The sequence below is a fragment of the Levilactobacillus humaensis genome (assembly GCF_024345185.1).
Taxonomy (GTDB): Bacteria; Bacillota; Bacilli; order Lactobacillales; family Lactobacillaceae; genus Levilactobacillus; species Levilactobacillus humaensis.
Genome location: NZ_BROB01000012.1, coordinates 20,895 through 45,285, shown reverse-complemented (window position 1 = coordinate 45,285; position 24,391 = coordinate 20,895). Strand labels below are relative to the sequence as shown.

Annotated in this window: 23 protein-coding genes, 1 other RNA gene and 1 other annotated feature; of the genes, 8 read left to right on the top strand and 16 right to left on the bottom strand. The window is 49.5% G+C overall.

From position 1 onward, the window contains the following. Nucleotides 1–32 precede the first annotated feature (32 nt). The 6 genes from OCU14_RS05395 to ezrA form a co-directional block, all read right to left on the bottom strand. Complete coding sequence (locus tag OCU14_RS05395; RefSeq protein ID WP_261810133.1) at nucleotides 33–1,352, bottom strand: bifunctional folylpolyglutamate synthase/dihydrofolate synthase; 1,320 nt, start codon at nucleotides 1,350–1,352, stop codon at nucleotides 33–35. A gap of 257 nt (nucleotides 1,353–1,609) precedes the next feature. After that, entirely contained in the window at nucleotides 1,610–4,276 is a 2,667-nt protein-coding gene (locus OCU14_RS05390) for a valine--tRNA ligase (RefSeq protein WP_261810132.1), read from the bottom strand. Between the two features lie 66 nt (nucleotides 4,277–4,342). Then, nucleotides 4,343–4,556, bottom strand: a binding site (T-box leader). A 23-nt stretch (nucleotides 4,557–4,579) separates the two neighbouring features. Next, nucleotides 4,580–5,089, bottom strand: a complete 510-nt coding sequence (locus OCU14_RS05385; protein ID WP_057878077.1) for a thiol peroxidase — start codon at nucleotides 5,087–5,089, stop codon at nucleotides 4,580–4,582. 207 nt (nucleotides 5,090–5,296) lie between these two features. Beyond that, nucleotides 5,297–6,514, bottom strand: a complete 1,218-nt coding sequence (gene thiI, locus OCU14_RS05380; protein WP_261810131.1) for a tRNA uracil 4-sulfurtransferase ThiI — start codon at nucleotides 6,512–6,514, stop codon at nucleotides 5,297–5,299. 19 nt (nucleotides 6,515–6,533) lie between these two features. Then, nucleotides 6,534–7,679 carry a cysteine desulfurase family protein gene (locus OCU14_RS05375; protein WP_261810130.1) on the bottom strand — a complete coding sequence of 382 codons (1,146 nt, stop codon included), beginning with the start codon at nucleotides 7,677–7,679 and terminating at the stop codon, nucleotides 6,534–6,536. A gap of 182 nt (nucleotides 7,680–7,861) precedes the next feature. Continuing rightward, nucleotides 7,862–9,595, bottom strand: a complete 1,734-nt coding sequence (gene ezrA, locus OCU14_RS05370; RefSeq protein WP_261810129.1) for a septation ring formation regulator EzrA — start codon at nucleotides 9,593–9,595, stop codon at nucleotides 7,862–7,864. A gap of 186 nt (nucleotides 9,596–9,781) precedes the next feature. Here ezrA and msrC point away from each other — a divergent pair, with 186 nt between their 5' ends. Beyond that, entirely contained in the window at nucleotides 9,782–10,252 is a 471-nt protein-coding gene (gene msrC / locus OCU14_RS05365; RefSeq protein ID WP_261810128.1) for a free L-methionine (R)-S-oxide reductase MsrC, read from the top strand. 198 nt (nucleotides 10,253–10,450) lie between these two features. Continuing rightward, entirely contained in the window at nucleotides 10,451–11,056 is a 606-nt protein-coding gene (gene rpsD / locus OCU14_RS05360) for a 30S ribosomal protein S4 (RefSeq protein ID WP_057878082.1), read from the top strand. Between the two features lie 127 nt (nucleotides 11,057–11,183). Here rpsD and OCU14_RS05355 read toward each other — a convergent pair whose 3' ends face one another. Beyond that, a complete protein-coding gene (locus OCU14_RS05355) occupies nucleotides 11,184–11,555 on the bottom strand; it encodes a hypothetical protein (RefSeq protein WP_261810127.1) in 372 nt (123 codons plus the stop codon). 255 nt (nucleotides 11,556–11,810) lie between these two features. Between OCU14_RS05355 and OCU14_RS05350 the strand changes: the two genes are divergently transcribed. Then, nucleotides 11,811–12,770, top strand: coding sequence for a hypothetical protein (locus OCU14_RS05350; protein ID WP_261810126.1), 960 nt, complete (start codon nucleotides 11,811–11,813; stop codon nucleotides 12,768–12,770). 100 nt (nucleotides 12,771–12,870) lie between these two features. Here the strand turns inward: OCU14_RS05350 and OCU14_RS05345 are convergent, their stop codons facing one another. The 3 genes from OCU14_RS05345 to OCU14_RS05335 are packed head-to-tail and all read right to left on the bottom strand — an operon-like array spanning nucleotide 12,871 to nucleotide 14,943. After that, nucleotides 12,871–13,218, bottom strand: coding sequence for a hypothetical protein (locus OCU14_RS05345; RefSeq protein WP_261810125.1), 348 nt, complete (start codon nucleotides 13,216–13,218; stop codon nucleotides 12,871–12,873). A 32-nt stretch (nucleotides 13,219–13,250) separates the two neighbouring features. Beyond that, the gene (locus OCU14_RS05340; protein ID WP_261810124.1) at nucleotides 13,251–14,297 is read right to left on the bottom strand and encodes an AI-2E family transporter; all 1,047 of its coding nucleotides are present in this window, start codon (nucleotides 14,295–14,297) and stop codon (nucleotides 13,251–13,253) included. Between the two features lie 46 nt (nucleotides 14,298–14,343). Then, nucleotides 14,344–14,943 carry a DUF1054 family protein gene (locus OCU14_RS05335; protein ID WP_261810123.1) on the bottom strand — a complete coding sequence of 200 codons (600 nt, stop codon included), beginning with the start codon at nucleotides 14,941–14,943 and terminating at the stop codon, nucleotides 14,344–14,346. Between the two features lie 74 nt (nucleotides 14,944–15,017). On the opposite strand from OCU14_RS05335, the gene OCU14_RS05330 reads away from it, so the two are divergent. From OCU14_RS05330 to OCU14_RS05310, 5 genes are all read left to right on the top strand, one after another. Then, nucleotides 15,018–15,482, top strand: coding sequence for a YueI family protein (locus OCU14_RS05330; RefSeq protein WP_261810122.1), 465 nt, complete (start codon nucleotides 15,018–15,020; stop codon nucleotides 15,480–15,482). Nucleotides 15,483–15,525: 43 nt separating this feature from the next. Beyond that, nucleotides 15,526–16,776, top strand: a complete 1,251-nt coding sequence (locus OCU14_RS05325) for a replication-associated recombination protein A (RefSeq protein ID WP_261810160.1) — start codon at nucleotides 15,526–15,528, stop codon at nucleotides 16,774–16,776. Nucleotides 16,777–16,813: 37 nt separating this feature from the next. Continuing rightward, a non-coding RNA gene (gene ssrS / locus OCU14_RS05320) (6S RNA) lies at nucleotides 16,814–17,004 on the top strand. Between the two features lie 68 nt (nucleotides 17,005–17,072). Continuing rightward, nucleotides 17,073–17,360 (top strand): hypothetical protein, encoded by a 288-nt coding sequence (locus OCU14_RS05315; RefSeq protein ID WP_261810121.1) that lies wholly within the window; start codon nucleotides 17,073–17,075, stop codon nucleotides 17,358–17,360. A gap of 96 nt (nucleotides 17,361–17,456) precedes the next feature. Further along, nucleotides 17,457–17,936, top strand: a complete 480-nt coding sequence (locus tag OCU14_RS05310) for a universal stress protein (protein ID WP_261810120.1) — start codon at nucleotides 17,457–17,459, stop codon at nucleotides 17,934–17,936. Between the two features lie 63 nt (nucleotides 17,937–17,999). On the opposite strand, the gene OCU14_RS05305 is transcribed toward OCU14_RS05310, so the two are convergent. From OCU14_RS05305 to OCU14_RS05280, 6 genes are all read right to left on the bottom strand, one after another. Beyond that, entirely contained in the window at nucleotides 18,000–18,860 is an 861-nt protein-coding gene (locus OCU14_RS05305) for a helix-turn-helix domain-containing protein (RefSeq protein WP_057878617.1), read from the bottom strand. Nucleotides 18,861–19,213: 353 nt separating this feature from the next. Further along, nucleotides 19,214–20,800, bottom strand: a complete 1,587-nt coding sequence (locus tag OCU14_RS05300; RefSeq protein ID WP_261810119.1) for a glycerophosphodiester phosphodiesterase — start codon at nucleotides 20,798–20,800, stop codon at nucleotides 19,214–19,216. Between the two features lie 62 nt (nucleotides 20,801–20,862). Beyond that, nucleotides 20,863–22,008, bottom strand: a complete 1,146-nt coding sequence (locus OCU14_RS05295) for a D-alanine--D-alanine ligase family protein (RefSeq protein ID WP_261810118.1) — start codon at nucleotides 22,006–22,008, stop codon at nucleotides 20,863–20,865. 79 nt (nucleotides 22,009–22,087) lie between these two features. Continuing rightward, on the bottom strand, nucleotides 22,088–23,059 hold the full coding sequence (locus tag OCU14_RS05290; RefSeq protein WP_261810117.1) for a DUF2785 domain-containing protein: 972 nt from the start codon (nucleotides 23,057–23,059) through the stop codon (nucleotides 22,088–22,090). 24 nt (nucleotides 23,060–23,083) lie between these two features. Beyond that, on the bottom strand, nucleotides 23,084–23,935 hold the full coding sequence (locus OCU14_RS05285; RefSeq protein WP_261810116.1) for an SPFH domain-containing protein: 852 nt from the start codon (nucleotides 23,933–23,935) through the stop codon (nucleotides 23,084–23,086). Nucleotides 23,936–24,088: 153 nt separating this feature from the next. After that, nucleotides 24,089–24,391 carry a glycine cleavage system H family protein gene (locus tag OCU14_RS05280; RefSeq protein WP_261810115.1) on the bottom strand — a complete coding sequence of 101 codons (303 nt, stop codon included), beginning with the start codon at nucleotides 24,389–24,391 and terminating at the stop codon, nucleotides 24,089–24,091.

The following is a 24,391-nucleotide window of genomic DNA, read 5'->3' as shown; positions in this document are numbered from 1 at the left end:
TCCTTACGGGTAACTCCGTAAAGCGAGCCAGCTTATTCGTCGGTATCCTTAAAATAGTGCCGAACCTCCGAAATAAAGTAGAGCGATCCCGTCAAAAGTACCAAATCATCGGCGGAAACGCTCGATAAGACCTTCTTCAGGGCACTCGGCCAATCTGGCGCCATCGTAATCCGTTTGTGCGAGGCCACGGCATCTTCTAATGCTTGTGGCGTGGCCGCAGAACGTTTCCCAGGCCCCTGGAACTGCGTCACGACGATGTGCACGTTTGGCACTGTGAGTAACGTCTGGACCATCTTCTCATACTGCTTATCCGCCAATACCGCCAAGATAATGTAAATATCATGTTGCTTGAAGTGTTGTCGCAACAAGTGCGCCAGTTCAAGCATCGCTGGCTCGTTATGCGCCCCGTCGATCGCAATCAGAGGTTCTGCATTCAGTCGTTCGAAACGCCCCGGCCAAGCGGTGTGCCGCAAACCTTCCCGGATATCCACCAACCGCATCGGCAGGTGCCGCAACTGATGATAGGTGGTAAAGGCCGTCAAAGCTGTGGCCGCATTGTCGATCTGATACTCTCCCAATAGGTCAATCTCCAAGTGGCGCCAGCGCCGATCACCCCAGTGGTAATCAAAGCGTTCACCCCACCCGTCCTCTGGTCGATTCTTAACCGTAAAGTCGCGACCGAGGGCCCGCACATCGGTGTGTTGGCGGGTTGCCGTCTCGTCCATCACCGCCAAGGCATCCGGCGTTAAACGACCGCAGACCACTGGCACACCGGGCTTAATGATTCCGGCCTTTTGCGTGGCAATCTTGGGGATGGTATCGCCCAAAATCTTCATGTGATCCATGCCAATCGTGGTAATGACCGACACGGCTGGTGTGATGATGTTTGTCGAATCATACAGACCACCCAGCCCGACTTCGACAATGACGATATCCACGGGATGACTGGCAAAATAACAGAACATGAGGGCCGTGTCGATTTCGAATTCGGTGGGTCCCTCGGCCCCTAACTCCTGGTCTAATTGGGCCACGACTGGTTGAATCTGATTGACCATTGCCAACAGATCATCGTCAGGAATTGGCTGGCCATCGGTACTAATCCGTTCGTTAAAGCGGGTGATGAATGGTGAGGTAAAGGTCCCCACCGTCTGGCCCTCGGCCATGAATAAATCTCGTAAGTAAGCCACCGTAGACCCCTTACCATTGGTCCCGGCAACGTGAATCATATCCAACTTTTCTTGTGGATCACCCAAGATGTGCATGAACTGCCGCATCCGATCGAGCGTCGGCTTCTTCTTGAAGCGATCTCGACCGTGGATGAACGCCAAGGCTTCGTCGTACGTTTTTACCAAAATGAAAACCTCCCGCTAAATCACTATTTCTTAGTGTAGCAGATTTTTTAAGAAGTGGGCCGCAATTGCCCCATCACGGATTAGAAATCGGCCCAGTCAGCCGAACTTCTTAAGAAAGCTTAAGGTTCTCGCCAAACGTGCGACAAATCACTGTCATTTTTCGTTAGTAATAGTATGGGCTGAAAACAAAAAATCACCATCCCCCAACGGAGACAGTGATTCCTTAAGACCAAGTTTCAGTCTCAACTAATTTAGGTTTAAAGTTGGGCCTTGATGTCGGCTAAACGTTGTTGCGTAGCGGCTAACTTCTTTTCGTTGTCAGCTTGCTTGTCACGTTCGGCATTAACCACGTCCTCTGGCGCGTTAGCCACGAAGCGTTCGTTGCCTAACTTCTTGGTTGCCCGTTGAACTTCGGCAGTAAACTTCGCCACTTCCTTGTCCAAACGTGCGGCCTCGTCATTCAAGTCAACCAATTCAGCTAATGGTACGGAAACCTCGGCATCCGTAATCACAGCCGTCATGGATAACTTAGGTGCGGTCAGGTCAGCGCCAATTTCAAAGTCCTTCGGGTGAACAAACCGGTCGATGAAGTCGCGGTTGCCTTCGAAGACACTCTGTAAGTTGGCATTGCTGGTCTTAACCTGCAAGTCGATTGGCGTGGACATTGGGGCATTTGCTTCGGCACGAATGTTCCGAACGGCCTTGATCAAGTCGATCAGGCTGGTCATGTCGCTTTCGGCCTTGGCATTGCTAAATTCTGGGTGATCCACTGGGTAGGCGGCGGTCACTAAGGACTTGCCGTCATGTGGCATCGCTTGCCAGATAGCTTCGGTCACGAATGGCATGATTGGTTGGAGCAGACGCAAGGTTTGGTCTAAGACGTAGGCCAATAGGTCTTGCTTGGTAGCCTTAGCGGCTTCATCGTCGCCGTTCAAGACTTCCTTACTCATTTCAATATACCAATCACAGAAGTCGTTCCAGATAAAGTTGTACAGGGAACGGCCAGCTTCACCAAAGTCGAACTTGTCGAACATTTCCGTGACGTGCTTAACCGTGTCGTTCAAGCGGCTCAGAATCCACTTGTCGGTCAGGTCCCACTTGTCGGCTGCCGGAACCACTGGCTGGGTGTTTTCACCCAAGTTCATGATGACGAATCGACTGGCGTTCCAGATCTTGTTGATGAAGTTCCAAGCGGAGTCCATCTTGTCATAACTGAACCGAACGTCTTGCCCCGCCGTTGAACCGGTGGACAGGAACCAACGCAAGGCATCGGCACCATACTTGTCGATGACGTCCATTGGATCAATCCCGTTACCAAGGGACTTACTCATCTTGCGACCGTCTTCGGCCCGAATCAACCCGTGGATTAAGGCGTGCTTGAATGGCTTCTTACCCGTAAATTCAAGACTTTGGAAAATCATCCGAGAAACCCAGAAGAAGATGATGTCGTAACCGGTAACCAGCGTGTCGGTTGGGAAGTAGCGTTTGAAATCAGCGCTGTCTTCATTTGGCCAACCCATCGTCGTGAATGGCCACAGAGCACTGGAGAACCAGGTATCTAAGACGTCAGGGTCTTGTTCCCAGTTTTCAATGTCCTTAGGGGCTTCTTCGTTAACGTAGACTTCACCAGTCTTCTTGTTGTACCAGGCTGGAATCCGGTGTCCCCACCAAAGTTGACGGGAGATAACCCAGTCATGAACGTTTTCCATCCACTGGGTGAAGGTACTTTCGAAACGTTCTGGAACGAAATCAACAGCATTGTCGCCCTCTTGGTTCTTAAGGGCTTCCTCAGCGAGTGGCTTCATCTTGACGAACCATTGGGTCGAGAGCCGGGCTTCGACTTGAACCCCGGTCCGTTCTGAATGTCCAACGGAATGGACGATTGGGTCAATCTTAATCATTAACCCTTGGTCGTCCAGATCAGCAACCATGGCCTTACGGGCATCGAATCGGTCCATGCCAGCGTACTTGCCGGCGCGATCGTTCATCGAAGCGTCTTCGTTCATGGTATTGATCCGTTCGAGGTTGTGACGATTCCCAACTAAGAAGTCGTTAGGGTCGTGGGCTGGCGTAATCTTCACCATCCCCGTCCCAAAGTTAATGTCGACGTATTGGTCGGCAATAATTGGAATCTCACGGTTAGCTAGTGGCAAGATAACCTTCTTGCCCACTAAGTCCTTGTAACGGTCGTCATCTGGGTTAACGGCCACGGCCGTGTCCCCCATCATGGTTTCAGGACGTGTCGTGGCAATTTCGATGTAGTGCTTGCCGTTAAACGTATCATCTGGATTAGCAAATGGGTATTTAACATGGTAAAAGGCACCTTTGTCATCCTTGTGGATAACTTCAATATCTGAAAGCGCAGTCCGAGCTTGGGGGTCCCAGTTGATGATGTATTCGCCCCGGTAGATCAGGCCCTTCTTGTACAGGCTAACGAAGACCTTCTTAACGGCGTCAGATAAACCATCATCCAAGGTAAACCGTTCACGGGAGTAGTCCAAGGACAGTCCCATCTTAGCCCATTGCTTGTGGATGGTTGCGGCGTATTCGTCCTTCCATTCCCAAACCTTGTCGACAAACTTTTCCCGACCGAGGTCATAACGGGTAATGCCCTGTTCACGTAAGCGGGCTTCCACCTTGGCTTGCGTGGCGATTCCGGCATGGTCCATCCCTGGAAGCCAGAGTGTATCAAAGCCTTGCATCCGCTTCTGCCGGATGATCATATCTTGTAACGTCGTGTCCCAGGCATGGCCTAAATGCAGCTTCCCGGTAACATTTGGTGGTGGTAAAACGATCGAGTAAGGCTTGGCTTTCTTATCCCCACTAGGTTTAAAAACATCTTCATCAAGCCAAGCTTGGTAACGGCCGGCTTCGACGGCGGTTGGGTCATACTTGGTTGGCATATCAACTTGTTTGTCTGCCATAATAATCATTTCCTTTCTTGTGCTTAAGCTACGCGTTGGTGACGCAAAAAAGCTCTCCATCCTAAAAATTAGGACGAAGAGTTCTTCGCGGTACCACCTAAATTGGGCGTTTATGCCCCACTTAACTTCTTTGTTAACGGAGAGTGCTCCGGAATGACCCTACTTTTGGTTCAGGTCATCAGCTCGCAAGCTACGTTCACGTCTCACGACTGACCGGCTTCCAGCACCCCGGCTCTCTGTACAATCCCTCAAACGCTACTGACTTGTTCCTAGCTATTTTTAATTAGTCTACTCACTTTTGACCTAAAGATCAACTCTTGGGACTAATTTTTCCAAAGCCTCGATGGCTTCCAGGTAGTTAGGTTCGTCGGATTGTTCAGTGACGATCTGACGGTAAACAATCTTACCAGTCTCGTCGATGATCCAAATTGACCGAGCCAAGTTCCCTAGGTTAGGCACGTATAGACCCATTTCGTATCCGAAAGAAAGCTCTTCATCGGACAACAGGTCGACGTTTTCAACGCCTTGTGCGGCACACCAGCCGGTCTGTTGGGCGATCGAGTTATTCGAAATCGTCGCAAACCGGGCAGCTGGATAGTGGTCCGCTTGCTGTGTGAACTTCCGCGTTTGCAACGTGCAAACCGGTGTCTCAAGGTCCGGAACAACACTGATCAATGTCACTTTACCAATCAAATTTGCCGTTTTAACCTTGACATCTTTCTGATCAAAAACTTTAAACTTTGGTAACTGATCCCCTACTTCTGGCAGCGTGCCAGAGAGAGAAAATGTATTGCCGAGCCGTGTAACTTCCACGCAGATCAACCCCTTCAAGATGTTTATCGGTAGAACCGATATCTGCTTTAATTATCCCGCAACTAGGGGGGCAAAGACAAGCGTTTTGCCATAAAATCACGAAAAACTCAAGTTTAGCCACCTAACTGGTCCGTTGACGAACATCCGGGCACCAAAAAACGCCCTAGGCTAAAACCCAGAGCGTCACTTATCAGCGTGATTACCAAATTAAAGCAATTCGGCAAAGACATCTTCGTTTTGGTTCAGGTAATTATCCCCAGGACGAATCTCGGAGATGACGATCCCATCAAGGGCTTCCTTCATCAAGCCTTCAACGTCGATGTACCCCTCATACTTCCGGGTCTTCTCCAGATCCGGACGCGTCTTAGGAGACGGCGGCGTGAAGATGGTACAACAGTCCTCGTATGGCAAGATCGACAGATCATAGGTGTCGATGTCCTCGGCCACCTTGATGATTTCCGTCTTATCCAGCGACAACAATGGCCGTAAGATCGGCATCGTCGTCACATCGTTAATGGCTTGCATACTGTCGAGTGTCTGAGAAGCGACTTGCCCCAGAGATTCCCCATTGAAGATCCCCTTAGCATGACGCATTTCGGCAATCGCCACGGTCAAACGGAGCATTAACCGCCGTTGAACCGTCATCAGATAACCCTCGGGCACCTTTTCCTTGATCGTTTCTTGGATCTTGGTGAAGGGGACCTGAATGAACTGAATGCCACCGGAATAACCGGCCAACTTAGCCGTCAATTCCTTGGCCTTAGCCAGAGCTTGTTCGGACGTGTATGGTGGACTGAAGAAGTGCACCATATCAATCTTAACCCCCCGACGCATGGCATAGTAGGACGCAACCGGCGAGTCAATTCCACCGGACAGCATCATCACGGCCTTACCACCGGTTCCGACGGGTAATCCACCGGCACCTTGGATGGTCTTACCGGACAGGTAAACCCCATTCATCCGAACTTCAACCCGAAGTTCGATGTCGGGATGCTTCATTTGCACAGTAATTCCGGGAACGTTGTCCAAGATCGTGTCACCCATGATGTTATTCATTTGGTAGGTATCGTATTCGAATTCCTTATCTTGACGACGCGTGTTGATCTTAAACGTCATCCCGGGTTCGAAGACTTCCTTGACCATGGCCACTGCAACCTCTTTGATAGCATCAAGATCCTTATCCACCTTCACGGAAGGTGAAAAGTTTTCGATCCCAAAAACACCCTTGAGGCGTTCCATGACGGCGCTTGAGTCTGCCCCGTTCAGTGTGACATGTAACCGGTCGTGTTGTGCTTTAACTTCTAATCCGTCAAATTCGCTAAGTGCTTTGCGAACATTTTGGCCTAGCTGCTTGATGAAGTCTTTCTTGTTTTTCCCCTTCGTCGACAGCTCGCCGTAACGGACCATAATTTCACTGTATTCCATTGCGCGACCCCTTTCGTAGTTAGGCTAACTTTTCAAATTGCGTATAGAGTTCGTCAAATACGCGGTTAAATTCTTCGGCTTCTGCCATGGTGTTGTGTTCGTCCAGTGAAATCCGAATGGCACTGGTGGCAATGCCATCATCGACCTTCATGGCCTGTAACGTGCTAGATTCCACATGCTTCTTGGAGGAGCAAGCACTGGTCGTTGAAATATAGATATCGTGTTCCTCAAAGGCATGCACGACCGTTTCTCCCCGGACACCGGCGATTGCAAAACACAGAATGTGTGGAGCAAACACAGGTAAGTCCTTGGAGAAAATCGTGACGTTAGGAAAGGCGGCGACGTGGTTCAGAATCGCTAAGCGAATCTCACGTTGACGCTTAACCTTGGCATCCTCACCGTCGAGTAATAACCGTAAGGCCTTGGCCATTGCGGCAATGGCTGGTAAGTTTTCGGTACCAGAACGCAGATTCCGTTCCTGACCCCCACCGGCCATCAGTGGCGCGATTTGACGTCCTTGGCGTTTGTACATAAACCCAATACCGCGAGGCGCATGGAACTTGTGCCCGGAGAAGGTCACAAAGTCGACACGATCGTTAAAGATCTTGTCGGCTAAGCCTTTCCCAATTCCCTGAACGGCATCAATGTGCCAGTGGATGCTAGGAAAGTCGCGCATGACATCGGCAATTTCATCGAGCGGTTGCACCGCACCGATTTCATTGTTAACGGCCATGGTTGAGACCAGGATCGTGGTGGGCTTGATTGCTGCGCGCAAGTCAGCGGCAGAGACCCGTCCATTTTCATCGACGGGTAGGTACGTGACCTCGAAGCCTTGTTGTTTCAGTTGTTCCATGGAATTATGAACGGCCGGATGTTCAACCTCGGTGGTAATCAGGTGATTGCCAAACTCACGCTTAGCCATCGCCGTTCCCTTAATTGCCCAGTTATCGCCTTCGGTACCGCCACTCGTGAAGAGAATTTCACTGAGCTTGGCTCCGACAAGATCGGCAATCTGTTGGCGAGACTGTTCCAACAGGTTAAAAGCCTGTTCCCCAAACTTATGCAAACTAGAAGGATTACCCCAGTAGTTGGCGCTAACTTTGGCATACGTATCAACCACTTCCGGTGCGGCTTTGGTCGTGGCACTGTTATCAAAATAAATCATACTGAACCCTCTTATTCTATTTTCTATTGGTTCGACTCCGATAGAAATTCTTTCTAATTATAAACACAAAATTCGTCGATCACAAGCCCCATGCCTCGTGATTACGGTTTCACTGCGATTGCCCTCTGAAAAATTTTGGATAAAAAAAGAGTTTAGGTTATCCCAAACTCTTCATGATTGACTTAGTTGGTTGTATCGTCACGATGTGGGGCTGTCTTGCCCTTGCTCTGATAGTAAGCATCTTCGAGACGCTTGTACGAGCCGGGTTCAACCTCATCCAAGACCGTCGCAATGGTTTCCAAGGCCTTGGCATATTGATGTTCCGTCTCGAACAAGTCGGAAGCTTTCTTGCTGGCCGCAGCCACATCGGGATGACTCGTCTGATAACGGTTGGCGTATTGTAACAATTGTTCTGCCAACTCCGCACTGTCGATCAGATCGTCGGTCTTTTCTTGTAAGGTGTCCAAATCTGTTTGAATAATCAACAACTGCTTGGTAATCCGCTCCATATCAATCTGGGGCTGATCCATGTCATTGGCCAGCTGAGCCACCTCGTCACGAACGACGAAGAAGTAATCCAGATAGTCTTGAGGAATTCCAGGCAAGTTAATATTTTCGACCTGACGCCGTAAACTATGTAAGTTGAAATCAAACTGTTGTAACGTGTCCCGTGCCTGCCGTTCTTCATCGGCTAACCCCGCGACACTCTGCATAATTTGACCCTGTTGCTCTTCAATCTGTTGCACATCTTTCTGTTGTTGTTGCTGGTGTGCCAGCACTTGTGAGAACGTGGCGGTCTTGGCCGTCAGATCTTGAACGTCCTTCTGATAGATGCCGTCGATTGACCGCAATTGTTCATTCAACTCACGCGCCGTTTCTAGTTCTTGATGATCCAGCGTGTAGTTCTGACCCAAACGGTCCAACTCACTTAACAGCGTGTGGCTTTGATTTTGGGCATGCCCGATAAACTTCGCGACCCCATCCAAGTTGGCTTCAACGGGATCTTTGGCATCAATTTCAGTCTGCATGACATCGTAGACTTGATCAATCTGCTTGGCGATTCGCTCGTTAACGACTTTGGCGTCATCCGGACGCAACTGACCCAACGTCTCGAGGTTTTCTTTGGTCCGGTCCTCAATCGCCTTGATTAGGGCTGGCACATCGGTTTCACCGAACTTAAAGTCCTGAGCAGTCAACTGGTCGTAACCAGCCTGCAATTCCTTAACCTGGTCTGGAAAGACGACGGTCAGGTCCTTGTAAACGGGTGGAATCGCCTTGATTAAGGCCTTTAAGTTCTCAGTATCTTCTTGTAATTGTGTCAACACATCGGCAGCTCGTTCGTGGTCCCCTTCATCCGTCAGACGAGAGAACGTATCAAAGTTATCCTCGATGTGACTCAGTTGTTCCTCAAGACCATCGATGCTGGGCCCAAAGGCAAAGTTCTTGGCCAGTAGGGTCTTCCGTAAACCTTGATACTCTTGTTCGAGTTCCTTCACGGCTTGGCGATGTTGCTTGTCGACCTCTTGTAAGTGGGTCAACTGGCCTTGCACCGTTTGAATGAGCTCCTGGGTCTGGTTAACCAAGGTCGTAACCTTGGTCAAACGCTGGTTAAGCTGCAGGAGGTTCATCCCCCGCGAGTCGGCATCTAATTGGGTCAACTGTTCGTCCATACGCACAAATCGATTCTCGTTAATGTCCACAAAATCGGCCTTCAGCTGATCATATTGATCGGCCGATTGCCCAGTCAGGCTGAGTTGCCCCACTAACCGGAGCTCTTCTTCCAGTGGGATTTCCACCATTGCTTCTTTTTTTGCGGTTAACGCCGTGACTTGTCGGCGAATTCGTTGCTGGTAAACCAGCACACCGGCATACACGATAATCGCCAGTATGACAATTCCAATTAGCACAGCTACCATATTGACCCCATCCTTCATCCACATTTCAACGTTTAACGAGTTGCAAAATCACTCGGTTCATCTTACAATTTAATCTAATCTCGATTATAGCATAAGTCACGCCTAGGCTTCACAACGTTTTCACGATTCTCTTAACCTTTTTGCCTATACGCGACTATTTACGCTTATCACATTGGAGGCCTTTTCATGAGTGACCAAATTAATCCCTTACTTACCGAGCAACTCGATGCACTTCTATATGAAGAAACGAATCTCGTGGCAAACCTTGCCAACGCCTCCGCTCTCTTGAAACAAACGCTAACCGACATCAACTGGGCTGGTTTCTATCTTTACCAACCAGCCAGCGACGACCTCATCCTCGGCCCCTTCCAAGGCAACGTGGCCTGTGTCCACATTGAAAATGGCCACGGGGTCTGTGGCACCGCACTGGCGACGCAGGACACCCAATTGGTTCCTGATGTCCACGCCTTTGCCGGTCACATTGCCTGTGACTCCGCTAGTAACTCAGAGATTGTCGTCCCATTGACCTTAGCGGACGGCACCAAGTTAGGTGTTCTCGATATTGACTCCCCTATCAAGGGGCGTTTCACGACCGATGATCAGGCGGTTCTCGAGGAATTCGCCCGTGTTTTGCTGAAACACATTGACAAAGTCTAGCTAACCTGGGTATAATGGCGTTTGTGTAAAATAATGCAGCGATAAGTGGTAAGCTCGTCAACAGATTGTTGCCGTTACATTGGTTCAGGAAGTAACCTGCGGCTGCATACGGTGAAACCTGCAAAGCAATCTGCACGAATACTAAACTTATATACAGCTTATTTTACTCCAAATAATATTTTATTGGAGGAACTATCTATGTCTCGTTACACTGGCCCAAGCTGGCGTATTTCCCGTCGTTTAGGGGTATCCCTTTCCGGCACTGGTAAAGAATTAAACCGTCGTCCTTACGCACCTGGTGATCATGGTCAAGGTCGTCGTCAAAAGTTATCTGAATACGGTACGCAATTGCGTGAAAAGCAAAAGCTCCGGTTCACTTACGGCATGACTGAACGTCAATTCTACAACTTGTTCAAGCGTGCCGGCAAGATCGCTGAAGGTACCCATGGTACTAACTTCATGATCTTACTCGAACGTCGTCTCGACAACATGGTTTACCGTTTAGGTTTGGCTACTACTCGTCGCCAAGCTCGTCAATTGGTTAACCATGGTCACATCACTGTTGACGGCAAGCGTCTGGACATCCCTTCATACGAAGTTGAAGTTGGTCAAGTGATCAGCGTTCGTGAAAAGTCCAAGGACTTAGCTGTTATCAAGGGTGCTGTGGAAGCCGTTGTTGGCCGTCCACAATACGTTCAATTCGACGCTGACAAGCTGGAAGGTTCCCTTACCCGTTTGCCACAACGTGAAGAATTAGATGCAGAACTCGACGATGCTCTTATCGTTGAATACTACAACCGGTAAGACGCAGTTCTTATTTCGGTTCACAGAAGACTTGTCCTTGTGGCAAGTCTTTTTTGTTATGTTCGAAAGTATTCGAGATCAAAAATGTAGAGCCACCCTACCCATTTTGGATAGAGTGGCTCTATTTTTACTTGGTCAAATGTAAATAATGCCCATATTGATGCATTTTAAGATTGTGCTTTGTAAAGTGGATCTTAGGCGTAGATTCATATTTTCTTGCCTCGGGCTCATAACCGCGGAATTTATAGGTCCGCTTCCCAACCTTTTTGTACCGCAAGTGGGTAAGTAAGGGGTCGTTATCACTCATTACAAATCTGGTCTTACTAATGTGGATATAGTCATACATTGCACCCTTAGGGTATTTGGCCTTATCCGTCCACATTCCCCGAGCGATTTTCGGTGAACCTTTATGCCATGATGCCGCTTGTGCCGTAGTACTCGTTCCAACAACGGGTAACAGGACAAGGGTCGAAGCCATTGCCAACAACGTTTTCTTCATAATGTAAAGTCCCCTAAACTATTATTTGAACAGTTTAATTATAACGCTAATGGTCGGCTAAATCACTATATGATGTGTGTTTTAAAGTATTACTATATACCATATTAGAGACCTGTGAACAAAGATAATTGGTCTCCGTTAGTTTTAGAAGACACTTCCATTCCGTGAAAATAGCGGACCAAACTAACGTCAGCTTGAGTTATACTGATGTCATAGGAAGTTCCAGGGGAAAATATTATTTAGGAGGAATTGGGATTGTTTAAAATAAAAAGAAGAAGTACCCTACTGCTCGTACTACTGGGTGCTATTGTAGGAAGTTTAGGCGTTACTAGCGCATCCGCCGAAAAGGCAACACTCGTAAATACGGGGAAAAATGTCGATGTTTTAATCCATAAGGTTGATATTCGAAAGCTGTCAAATCTCGACGTAACACTTGATTATCCAACTCCACACCAGTTTCGTCAGGGTAACTATCACACTTTCAAATTGAAAAAGCCCGTAAAAATAACCGATCTAAACAAACATAAAACAACAACTTTGCCTAAGGGTTCTATCGTTGCTGGAGCTAGCGACGGTAAGGGTAATCTTACTTCTATTAGCAATCCCTCCCTGAGTATTAAAAATCAAAAGTTAGTTTTTAAATCACTTAGAAATTGGGATAGAAGTCTCCCAGTGTCAAAAAACAATGGTGGCGCTCAACAACCCTACACTAAGACTAATGCTTTTTCTGACAACTCGTTGGCTCTATGTCCGTTCCTATCCGTTAAGTCCAACAATCCTATCTCTAATGCCGAAGGTCTTACTTTACCTTTCGTCTCAATCTCAGCAGACAGTCAGCTTGTTTATCACACCAAGGGGTCACAATATAAGCCGACGCGTTATGCTAAGATTAAGAAATTTAAGCTCACGCACTCTAGCATAACCTACTACCTAGCAAAACCAGTGAAGGGCGTTGTCACGAAAAAGGTTAAATCTGGTAAAACTCATCTCTATCGTGTAACTTTTAAAATGGGCCGCGTTTTCCAAGCATTGTTCGAGGATGCTGACAGTGATGGTTACAATCTCACCATCACCAATGGCAAACAAGAATTCTTCGTTTATCTTAACGATCTGGGATGGAAGTATGTCGGCTCCATCAGGGGCACGACCGGTGCAGATGCCGTTTCTCCTGAAGATGCCCAAGCAGCTACTGATTACATTCAGGGACTGTATTAAGCACCATGCTGAATATCAAGCAAATCAAAAAGCAGTCGCACCCCCACTCCAAGTGGCTTGCGACTGCTTTTGCTATATCTACAATTATCGTGTTTCCCAACTACTTTTTCGACACAGCGGGTTTCGCCACATACCGATTAAGGATATGGAATCCCGAAACCTTATCAACCGTCAACACGTGGACATCCGAACTGTCATTGGAGAAACGCGCACTGACTTGGTAGTATTGCGACTTGCCGCTCCCGGCATAATCTTTAACCGCCGACTTCGGCATCTTCCAAGGCCCCGACAGCAATGCCGCCACGGGATGGCCCTGCTGAAGAATGCTCAGACGCACCGCATTACTTGGGACAAATGGCGTGAAGGTGCCAACTAAGGCCAAGACAATGAGACCACCCCACAGCCATTTCGACTGTTTGGTAAACCAGCCCTGTTTCTTTTCTTTCATCACGCCGCTTCCTTTCAAGAATAGTTCCTATTTTATGAATCCACGTCCGCGTCTTCTGACGTCACGCGGTGAGGCTTCAACTGAACGTCGAACACATCCAGGAAGAACGCCATCAATGGCATCCCAACCAAAAGGCCCCACATGCCAAAGATTTGCTCACTGACAATTAAGGTGATGAAGGTCACGAAGATGGGTAAGTTAGTGGCGTTGGCCATCAGTCGTGGATGCAGGAAGTAGGATTCAAACATATGAATCACCACGATCAGCACCAGCACCGCAATCACGCGGATAATACCACCCGTCACGAAGGCCACAATCGTTAACGGAATCAGTGAGATCAACACCCCGGCCACGGGAATTAACCCTAGGAAGAAGACCATAATCCCCAGGATTAAGAGACTCGGCATGCCGATTGCCCACAGACCCAAAACCATCAGGATCGTATTAATCGTACAGATCAGTAACTGTGTTTCGATAACCGTTCCGAAGATCTGGACAAACTTCATAATCAGTTGGCCCATTGGAACGAACAGACTGGCAAACCGGCTCCGAGTGAAGGCGTGGGCAAACGTTTGGAGTTGAACCTTGGTCAGGTTGAAAACAAAACTAAAGAAGAAAGCTAATAGAATCGTTTCCACACCAGAACTCAGTCGGGAAAGTTGGCCAATTCCACTGGTCAACAGATTCTTCCCATTGCTGATAACCGATGCATTCTGCGAGAGGTTCTTGACCATCTTGGTCACCTGACTCTGCAGTTGCGGGTAAGTATCGATTAATTTATCAATCGTATTCGGTAGGTTCGACGCCTCCGACACCAGTGGTGGAATAATCTGTGAGAACGCCGCCACGAGAATCCCCAGGAACAGGATGTAAACCAACAACGTCGCCCACAAGTGATGCAGATGCAATCGCCTTTCGATACTGACAATCGCTGCGTTCCCCAAATAAATAAAAATCACCGTAAACAACGCGAGCGACAGAAATGAACGGGCCTGCCAGGCAATAAAAATCAGTAAAACTAAGGCAATATAAGTCATCGTCAACGGATTTTGCCAGGTCCGTTTGAGAAATGCAATCACAAGAACTCCCCCTCTAATTTTGGTGGTTACAAGCTACTTTATCGCGTTAAATTCGAATCAATTGATCATATACCGGCAACAACGCCGTCACAATCTCTCTAATTGTGGCCGCTTGAGCCTCCGGTGTCAACGTAAAGAAGGCATCCCCGCGATGAAACTGCCGACCAACCTGCCATTCGGCATGCCGATCGGTCTGGGTTGCCATCAAGGCTTGATAAGCCTCGCGCGTCAGTGGCACCCCGGAATCCTTGTCCGTATGATCACCACCGCACTCGAAATCATTAGGTAGCGTCATGACGAGATCTTCCTTTAGGCTACTCAACAAGGCCTGACGATTCTTGGCCTCCTGTAACACAGCCAGCCAGATGAAGAAACGGTCGTCCCAGAAGCCAATCTCCAGATGCGGTAACATCTTATAGCCCCGCCTGGACGTACTGAAAGCCACCCAGGTATCAGTTGGCGGGTTCTTGGTTCGCCGCAAATGTTTGGAAACGTGATCATAGATTGGTACCGCCAGTGTGGCAAAGACCGGTTGGAGATCCGCCACCGTCACCATGAATTTGGGATCAATCTGTTCCCTAATCTTGCCTAAGCGTCCAGGTAACGTTTGGTCCTCAAATACTCGGAAATCTTGGTCCTCGTACATCGCTAATCCCCCTTCTAAACGTTCAATTGATTCCATGTTATACTAATAGAACTAACTTGAAAAGAGGGATCCTCATGGCTGAGAAGAGTCAAATGGAACAGCATCTACAGAATTCGGTCTATGGCACGCCGATGGTTCACCCCGATGAACAACGCCATTACCTGGGGACATTTCGCGAACGCGTCTCCCTCGCCATGACGATTGCCGAGGTCACCAATGCTCAAAATGTCCGGGCCTTCACGCGTGAAATCAGCGCCCATCCGGACCTGCAGGTGATCTTCAACGGTCACATCGACCAGAGTGACCTGGCTCCTTATCTCAAGGCCACCGGTCAACACAACTTAAAATTTACGATTCGCCAAGATGACTTCTACGGTCATCAGGCCACGGATCTGGGGCTCGTCGTCGCTAGTGACCACGCGATCGACCAGAATCCCATCAGCCTAACTGCTAAATACCCCGCAACTCCAGCCAAGACTCAGGTCACACACCCGGCTAAACAACCTGGTTGGTTAGCCCGTCTCTTCGGTCACCACTAAAGAAAGGAACTTCACTTTGGCACAACATCCATTAGCCTATCGTATGCGGCCCCAACGTCTCGAAGACATTGTGGGCCAACAAGACTTGGTGGGCCCTGGCAAGATCATCGCCCGCATGGTGGCAGCTAAACTCCTGTCGTCCATGATTCTCTATGGTCCACCGGGAACCGGAAAGACCAGCATTGCCAGTGCGATCGCCGGGTCGACGAAATACGCCTTTCGTAAATTAAATGCCGCGACGGACTCCAAGAAGGACCTTCAGGTTGTCGCGGCCGAGGCCAAAATGAGCGGTACCGTCATCCTGTTACTCGATGAAATTCACCGATTGGACAAGACCAAGCAGGACTTCCTGCTACCTCACTTGGAGAGTGGTCGCATCATTCTCATCGGCGCCACCACTGAGAATCCTTACATCAACATCAACCCTGCCATTCGGAGTCGAACCCAGATCTTCGAGGTCCATCCCCTCTCCTTAGAGGACATCAAGGTGGCCTTGAACCGGGCCATCACCGACAAGGAACGTGGACTCGGTGAGTTACCCCTGCACGTTGACGCCGAGGCCCTCGACTTCATTGCTGGGGCCACCAATGGGGACCTCCGCAGTGCCTTAAATGGCCTGGAGCTGGCCGCACAATCCACGTCACCGGCCGAGGACGGTCAGATTCACGTGACCCGTGAGGTTGCGGAAACCTGTCTGCAACGTAAGGCCCTGGTGGGTGATAAGAACGGGGATGCCCATTACGACGTCATCTCCGCCTTTCAGAAGTCCATTCGCGGGAGTGACACCGACGCCGCCTTACATTATTTGGCACAATTGGTTGCGGCCGGTGACCTCCCATCGATCTGTCGACGGCTGATGGTCATTGCCTACGAGGATATTGGTCTCGCCAACCTCCCCGCCGCAGGACGCACCGTACAGGCCGTACAAGCCGCGCAACAGTTAGGCCTGCCTGAGGGACGAATTCCCCTCGCGGACGCCGTCATCGAGCTGTGCTTGTCTCCTAAGTCCAACTCGGGGATTGCCGCCATCGACGACGCCCTGGAAGACGTCATGGGTGGTCACAACGGTGCCGTCCCCGAACACCTCAAGGATGCCCATTACAGTGGCGCCAAGAAGCTGGGTCACGGGAATGGCTACCAATTTCCTCACGACTTCCCCAACGACTGGGTCAAGCAACAATACCTGCCGGATAGCCTCAGGTCGGCCCAGTACTACCATCCCAAAACCAATGGCCGTTTCGAAAGTCAGTTGGCCGAACAATACCAGCGCCTTCGTCAGGCAAATCGAAAGTGATAAATTGAACTTTACCCTATAATATGCTAATATCAAGATGGTTCTAAGGTGTACGCGTTGTCTCACTACAAGTTGCCGAACAAGTAATTTATATATGGGAATGTTCTATGGTGGAGAAGATGGCAGGCCTTTTCACTTGGAAGTCAGACACTCCAACAGACATTCCCCCCTGCATTGTCATCGCGGGTCAACATGACTGGACAATTAACGGCACCACTTAGATCAACCAAAGCTCAGCTTTGAGGACCATTCCATTGAATGGTCCTTTTCTTTTCAAATTAAAGGAGGAACACCTCGTGCTCATAACTATTCTAATGATCTGCTACACCGTGCTGGCCCTCGGCCTCGGTTGGGGGGCTTATAGCCACCGTAACCGACCATTTCTAGTCTTTCATCCTGAAGAAAATGCGGCCCTCAGTAATATTTTAAAGGTCGGCGGGATTCTGCTTTTGCTCGTCGGTATTTTGTCAGCAATTGCCACCGCTCTGAACAACACGGTCCTCATCCTCATTGCCCTCTTAGCGGGCATTATCCTAATTTTGGTTCTCCAAATTTTAATGGTTCGGTGGTTGCCCAAGGCGTAACCGGTTTCATTTTCTCTGAAAATTTCTGCCATTTTGCTTTTTATTTGCCCATAAATAACGTATGATAAGAGTATAAAGTAATGAGAGGTGAACAATATGTTACAACAATATAAGCACATTTTAGTACCAGTCGACGGTTCCTACGAAGCAGAATTAGCTTTCAAGAAAGCGGTCGCTGTGGCTAAGCGTAACGATGCTGATTTACATCTCGTTCACGTTGTTGATACGCGGGCTTTCCAAAACATTTCCAGCTTCGATACCAGCATGGTTGAACAAGTCACGGAAACGGCGAAGAAGACACTTGATAAGTACGTTGCCGATGCTAAGGCTGCTGGCCTAGACAACATCGATTACGCGATTGAGTATGGTGCGCCGAAGACGATCATTGCCCGTGATGTTCCCCGGGATAACGATACAGATTTAATCATGATTGGGGCAACGGGGTTAAATGCCGTTGAACGTCTCTTGATTGGTTCTGTTACCGAATATGTTACTCGGACGGCCGTCTGCGACGTTATCGTTGTCCGGACTGATTTAGACAACCAGCCCGCCAAGAAGACTCATCCAGAAAACTAAGCCTCATTAATCAGTAAAAGTCGTTGCCCCGTATGGGACAACGACTTTTTTTGATACAGTCATTTAATCGGCAATAATTGTGCTGCCAACCTGAGGTGTCAGCCGTTCCTGCAAGGCAACGTTGTGGGTTACCAAGGCGAGCGTCCGGGCAATCGTCAGGCTTCGTTTGGAAGCTGTCGTCGCCAGTAAGGCCTTCTCAGCCTCCCCCTTCATCTCATACAAGACATCAATCAGGTACAGTGACCCCTGGTGCTTAACAGCCCGCAAAGCGGCTTCCACGTTATCAATCACCAGTTGTGGCTGTTCCAACTTCAGGTACATCTGGGCAATCTGGTAACGGGCCCAGATGAGTCGCTTGAAATTATCCTCATCATGCCATTCGAAATCATCAAGGTACCCGACCGCCGCATTCAAATAGAAACGCGCCTTATCGAGTTCCTGCCGATTGAGGTAAGCTGTGGCCATGCCGACGTTACCGACAATCGCATACAAATCCCACGGCATCCGGTAGGCCCGGTGAAGCAACAAGTTAAAGTGAAAGATTGCTTCATCCGGACGATTACGAGCGCCAAGCTCCACAAAACCGCGGTAGTAATGGTAACGTTCGCGGTCAAAGGCATTCTGAACATTCGTCATATTAACTTTACCCAGCAGATCATCCGCGAGCGCATAGTCTTCACGACGGATCGCCCCGGCAATATCGTCGAATTGTTCATCCATCCCACTCCCGAGACCGGATAAAACATCATTTAACGAAATATTGAGCCGCCGGCAAATCTGTAAAATAATCTTGATGCTCGGTACTTTGTTCTTTTTTTCCATCAAACTGACCGTCGCTTGGGTACAGATTCCTTCGGCCAATTCCTGTTGTGACAAGTTCTTCTGCTTCCGATATTGTTTAACTTTACTCCCTAATAAACGCATCTCATCTCTCCCTCACGAGTCGTAACGTTAGGTACCGTCAACATGATAAAACCGAACATTACTCAAAACGTGATTAACGACCATTCCCCGACACTTAAGTTATTGCAGCCGTTAATATTCAGCCCCTGGTAATGACTGGCCAGACTCAGCCTGTTTATCGTTAGTTACAATAATAGGCGATTTATAGAGAATTACAAGCAATATGCGATATCATTAAGAAAATCTAATCTGTCTAGTCCATTCACTCATTTTTATATAAAAACTATAATAATAAGATTTTAAAAAGGCGGACATCTTGTCCGCCTTAGTTTCTATCGTACGTAAATAATCGATTAATCTGCTAATCCGGCAACCTATGCATAGCTTAAAACAAAGTTTTGCAAGACTGCCCACCGCGTCGCTGAAGCCGATTGCCGAGTCACCCAACGTAATCGTGATAACTCATTGGTAATCTGACCGTCGGCACCTAGCGCCCACATTCGCGTCATGGTTGCCGATGTATCGGGTGTCCATAGGTACGCCGGTGCCCCCTGCTGATGAGCCGCCGCGATGAACTGTTGACTGGCGGACAGCCGTTGAAAGGAATAGAAGTCCGCGGGAAGTGATCGGGGATTAACCCAATTGAACGGAAGGATTGCCCCTACCTTTAAACGTGGCTGTAGCCGACGTAACTGCCGGACTACCCGATAATCTAGCGAATGAACCACACTCCCATCACGCCGTAACCGGTCACCATAGGTCGTGGCAAATCGCCGAATGGCATCCGGTGAGTCGTGTGACGTCGTTTTGATCTCCACCATCAGACGTTGATGTTGGGCTTCAGCCATCCGCAGATAGGCTGGCCAACTACTGAGTCGGGCCTGCTGCCCATTTTCATGGAGCGTCAGGCGTTGCAACTGCCGGAGGGTCAGGTCGTGAGGGGTCACATTACGACCAGCTAACACGTTAAGGTTCTCGTCATGCAACACGACCCACTGATGATCGCGGGTCTCGTGCAAATCCATTTCCACGTAGTCCGGATGGTGAGTCGTCACGTGGCGCAAGGCCCCGACCGTGTTCTGAACGCCATGACCGTGGTCAACCCCACGATGACTGATCAGGGTGGTTGGTCCCCACGCCGGTTGGGCGAAGACCGTTTGTGACGTCACCATCCCCATCATCACCAGGCTGACTAGTGATAAAACCAATGCCTCAGGCAGACCATGCGTCTCCTGACTGACCAATACTTGCTGTGGCTGCCCACACCAGGCCCAAATAGCTGTTGTTAATCCTAGAATGGTTACCAAGCAGAATCCCAACAAGACGATGAATACGGCAACTAGCAACAGCAACCGGTCAGTCACCACGTGAAGTCCCGCAACTAAGCCCTCACTGCCGGCAAGCCACACCACGGCGAGACCAGCCCAAATAACTAGGGCACCACCAATTTGTCGTATTGCCCCACCAGTTGCGGGTTCACAGCGAAACCACCAACGTGGCCCCCATAACCAGAAGATTCCAGCCAGGAGCAAATAGAGTCCCCCTACAACCATCAGTACCGGCCGCCGATTCAGCGTCACAAAATTAATCAGTGCCGCCGGTAACACCAGACGGGCCCAGAAACGGCTTCCCAGACCCCACAGACCAAATGGCAAGGCCAGGACAACCGATACCAAAAGGACCAGGCCCCACGCCCATTTACGCTGCCAGACACGGTGCCAGGTTTCTGACCCAGTCGTCATTTTCCCAGAAACCGCTGCCGCCAACTGAGTGAATTGTCCCGCTGTAACCACACAGAGACCCATGATACTCAGGACCAATGATAGTGACCAGCCAGGCCGCTGACTCAACCAGCGCACGGCCAGTAACAGGCTAATTAAGCCGCCCCACCCCGTCAGAAGCCGGGGTTGCGTGAGACTCAGTCGCCAAACACGATTCAGTTGGTGTCGATACTGTTGCACAGAAAATCCTCCCTATAAAAAAATCGGTGAGTCACGTTACCGTGGCCCACCGACGTTTAAACTTACTTTGATTTAGGCTTGTAGGTCGATGCCGCTGAAGCGTTGTCCAACGGAATAAAGTCGTAAGCCAATTCGTCTTGATAATCGAATTCATCAAGCGCCAACTGAATCAGTCGGTCGATCAGGTCAGCATAGCTGATCCCGGAAGCCTGCCACAGTTGTGGATAAAGACTGATATTGGTAAATCCTGGTAAGGTATTGACTTCACCAACGTAGGGCACGCCATCCTTAGAAACCAGGTAGTCGATCCGTGCCATACCCTTTAAACCAAGAGCCGCGTACGTCCGCAGACCCATCGTCGTGATTTCAGTCGTCAAGTCGGCTGGCAAGTCGACTGGAACTTCAAAGGTCACGCCACTAGCATCCACGAACTTGTTGTTGTAATCATAAAAGACATCGGATTCTGGGACCCGAATGGCACCCAGACGGGAAGCTTGTGGCTTCTCGTTACCCAAAATGGAAATCTCAACTTCTTCTGGACCGGCGATGGTTTCTTCAACCAACACCTTAAAGTCGTAACGGAAAGCGTCGGCAATGCCTTCGTCATATTCCGTTGCGTTCGTTGCCTTATGAATCCCCACGGATGATCCTTGGTTAGCGGGCTTGATGAAGACATTGGCGCCCAATTTGGCCTTGATCGTTTCGTAGTCGTTCTCGTTACGGTTTTCCGGTGTAATCACCACGTACTTGGTGTTCCGGATACCGTGTGTGGTCAACACTTGCTTCGTTAAGTCCTTATCAAAGGACGTCGCTGATGCTAAGACGCCACTCCCCACGAAAGGCTTTTTCAAGAGACGGAAAAGCCCTTGGATCGTACCGTCTTCACCCAAATTACCATGAATAATTGGGAAGAAAACATCAATGTCCTTTGCCTGAGATAAATTCCAAATGGGTGCCAAGGGGTTGGAAGAATCTACTTTGGTGAGTTCTTCTGCGGCGACCGTTGCCTCGTCCTCGCCGTCAAATACGCGCCGTGAAGCAGCGTCGCTCAGAACAAAACCGCTACGCGTCAGCAGGAATAGGCTAACGTCGTAATGAGATTTGTCCATCGCATCGTAAATGTTGTGGGCCGAACGCTTGGAAACGTCATGCTCCGAAGAATTTCCACCGAATAGTAGACCTACATGTAACTTTGTTTTCTTCTCCATCTTGTTTGTCACTCATCCTATCATATAGATTTCGGTTAGCCTTCAGTATACCATTTCTCAAAAAAAATGCGTATATTTTTTAGCCTAAAAAATCGATAGTTGAATTTAAATATTTTTTAATGGCCGGCGAGAGTCCCGCCTTCAAACGTAAGGCGTCTAACAGACGTTTGCGGTTAAAGAATTGATTCCACCCCGCCAGGTTGTCAGGTCGCCGACGCTTGGCCACTTCCTGCCGCCAATGCTTCAGCGAGTCCAGAAAGGCCGTCTCGTACAGACTGTGGCGATTCGTCAGTTCCACCAGGTACGCGGCCATCCGGTCGTTCTCCCCATAGATGAGCGGCGTCGTGACGCGCTTGAGACGCTCCATATAGGTCACCAACAGAAAGAGCTTGTCCGCACGGGTCAGCTGGTCACTGGCCGCTAACACGGCTAGCAGGTCCACCATGGCCGCATAGGCGTGGGCCCAGCCCTGTTGGTTCACAACGCCACGGGTGTCCGTCTCGACGCTAATATAGGTTGCCACCTGAATCACCAGGCGATGCCAGTCTAAGTCTAGCGGTGTCGACTGCTCGTTCACAAAGTGCAGGACAACGGCTAGTAGCGAGGCCGCACTAGCCCGGCCAAAGACGGCCACATTCGCGGGTTCCAGGACGTGATTAAAGAGAACTTGGTCGCTACTGAGCGTTGAGATCAACCGCCGCATCCCCTGTTCGCCGATGGCATCCTGTTGCAGGGCGTCATACAGGGTGAAATTCACGCCATTATACCGAATCTTAGGATCGAGTGAGGCCAAATGGCGTAAGAGAAATTGTAAGTTGGCTGGCGTCAGGGCTAATTTTTCCTGATGAGCAAGTTGCTCATTGAGTTGGTCCAGAAGTTCCTGAATGCCATCCGAATCGTCTGGTAACGCGACAGTCGTCCGCCGTCGCCGGTGAATGCCGTCCATAACCTCCCCAATTCGATGTCCCAGGGACTGATACACCTGTCCCGCCTTCAATTCCGCATTGAGGTCCGCCAACTGCTGTTGAAGCGTCCCAATCTGTTCATCCATCAAATAAGCCTCCTGAGCATCCGACTAAGACTCAATCTTCCCGGTATTGAGCACCGGTTGTGAGCCCCGTTCGTTAATAATTGAAACCATCATGTTATTAATTAATTGAATCTTTTGATTGTCTGTTAGTTTCAGATCCGTCTCATCGGCGAGCTTGCTAATCGCACCTTCCGTAATTGACACAGCCCCTTCAACAATAATCTTCCGCGCCGATAGAATGGCCTGAGATTGTTGTCGTTGTAACATTGCCGAGGCAATTTCTGTGGCGTAGGCCAGGTGCGTCAACCGCGTTTCAATAATTTCGACCCCGGCGACGTCGAGCCGCTCCTGGAGTTCCTGTGTCAAACGATTCGAGACCTCGGTAGGATTGCTCCGCAAGGTCAATGCCTCACCGTCACCAAAATTATCGTAAGCGTACTCTGAGGCCACGTGACGGACGGCCGACTCCGTTTGAATTTCCACGAATTGTTCGTAGTCCTCGACGGAGAACAGGGCCTTACTGGTATCCACAACCTTGAAGACAATAACCGCGGCAATTTCCACGGGATTTCCTTGCAGGTCATTGACCTTGAGGATCGCACTGTTAAAGTTACGGACTCGCAAGGATACCGTGGCCTTATTGGTCAACGGAATCGTCAGGAACAACCCCGACTCGCGGATCGTTCCGATGTACTGTCCGAAAAACGTCAGCACCTTGGATTGGTTAGGACTGATGATGGTCAGGCTGCTAGCGGCTAGAATCGCCACAATCAGGAGGACCGTCCCCGTCACAATCATCCCCGCCATCACAATCAACCAGCCAGCAAATACAATCAACGCCAAAACTAATAGTAGTCCGAGATACCCGTTCATGTGAACGACATTCTTTTCTTTCATTTGGACTCACTCCATTCCCCATTTGGTCGGTCTAGCGTGACGGCTCGCACCGCCCCCCTAAACGTCAACTATCCTTATTATACCCGACTGGCTGGGAAACCACTAAAAAACCGGCCCTTTGCCAGCAAAGAGTCGGTCACTTTAATAATTAGTTTAAGCTTCTTGCACATCGACAAACCAGGCTGCAGCCGTATCGGTGCCGTTCAGAGCGTCGAAGTCCGCCTCCAAAGCCGGATTGACCGCCGTCACGGTACCAGTAACAGGACTCGGAATGTCGGAAACGGCTTTATCCGCCTCAACACTCAATAGGTTTTCGCCATCAGCAACGTGGTCCCCAACTGCGGGTAACTTAGCAAAACTGATCGTGCCTAATTCGGATTGGCCCTCACTGGTCAAACCGATTCGCGTGCCATCAGCCACCTTTTTCGTCCAAAAATACTTTACCATTTCAGCCAT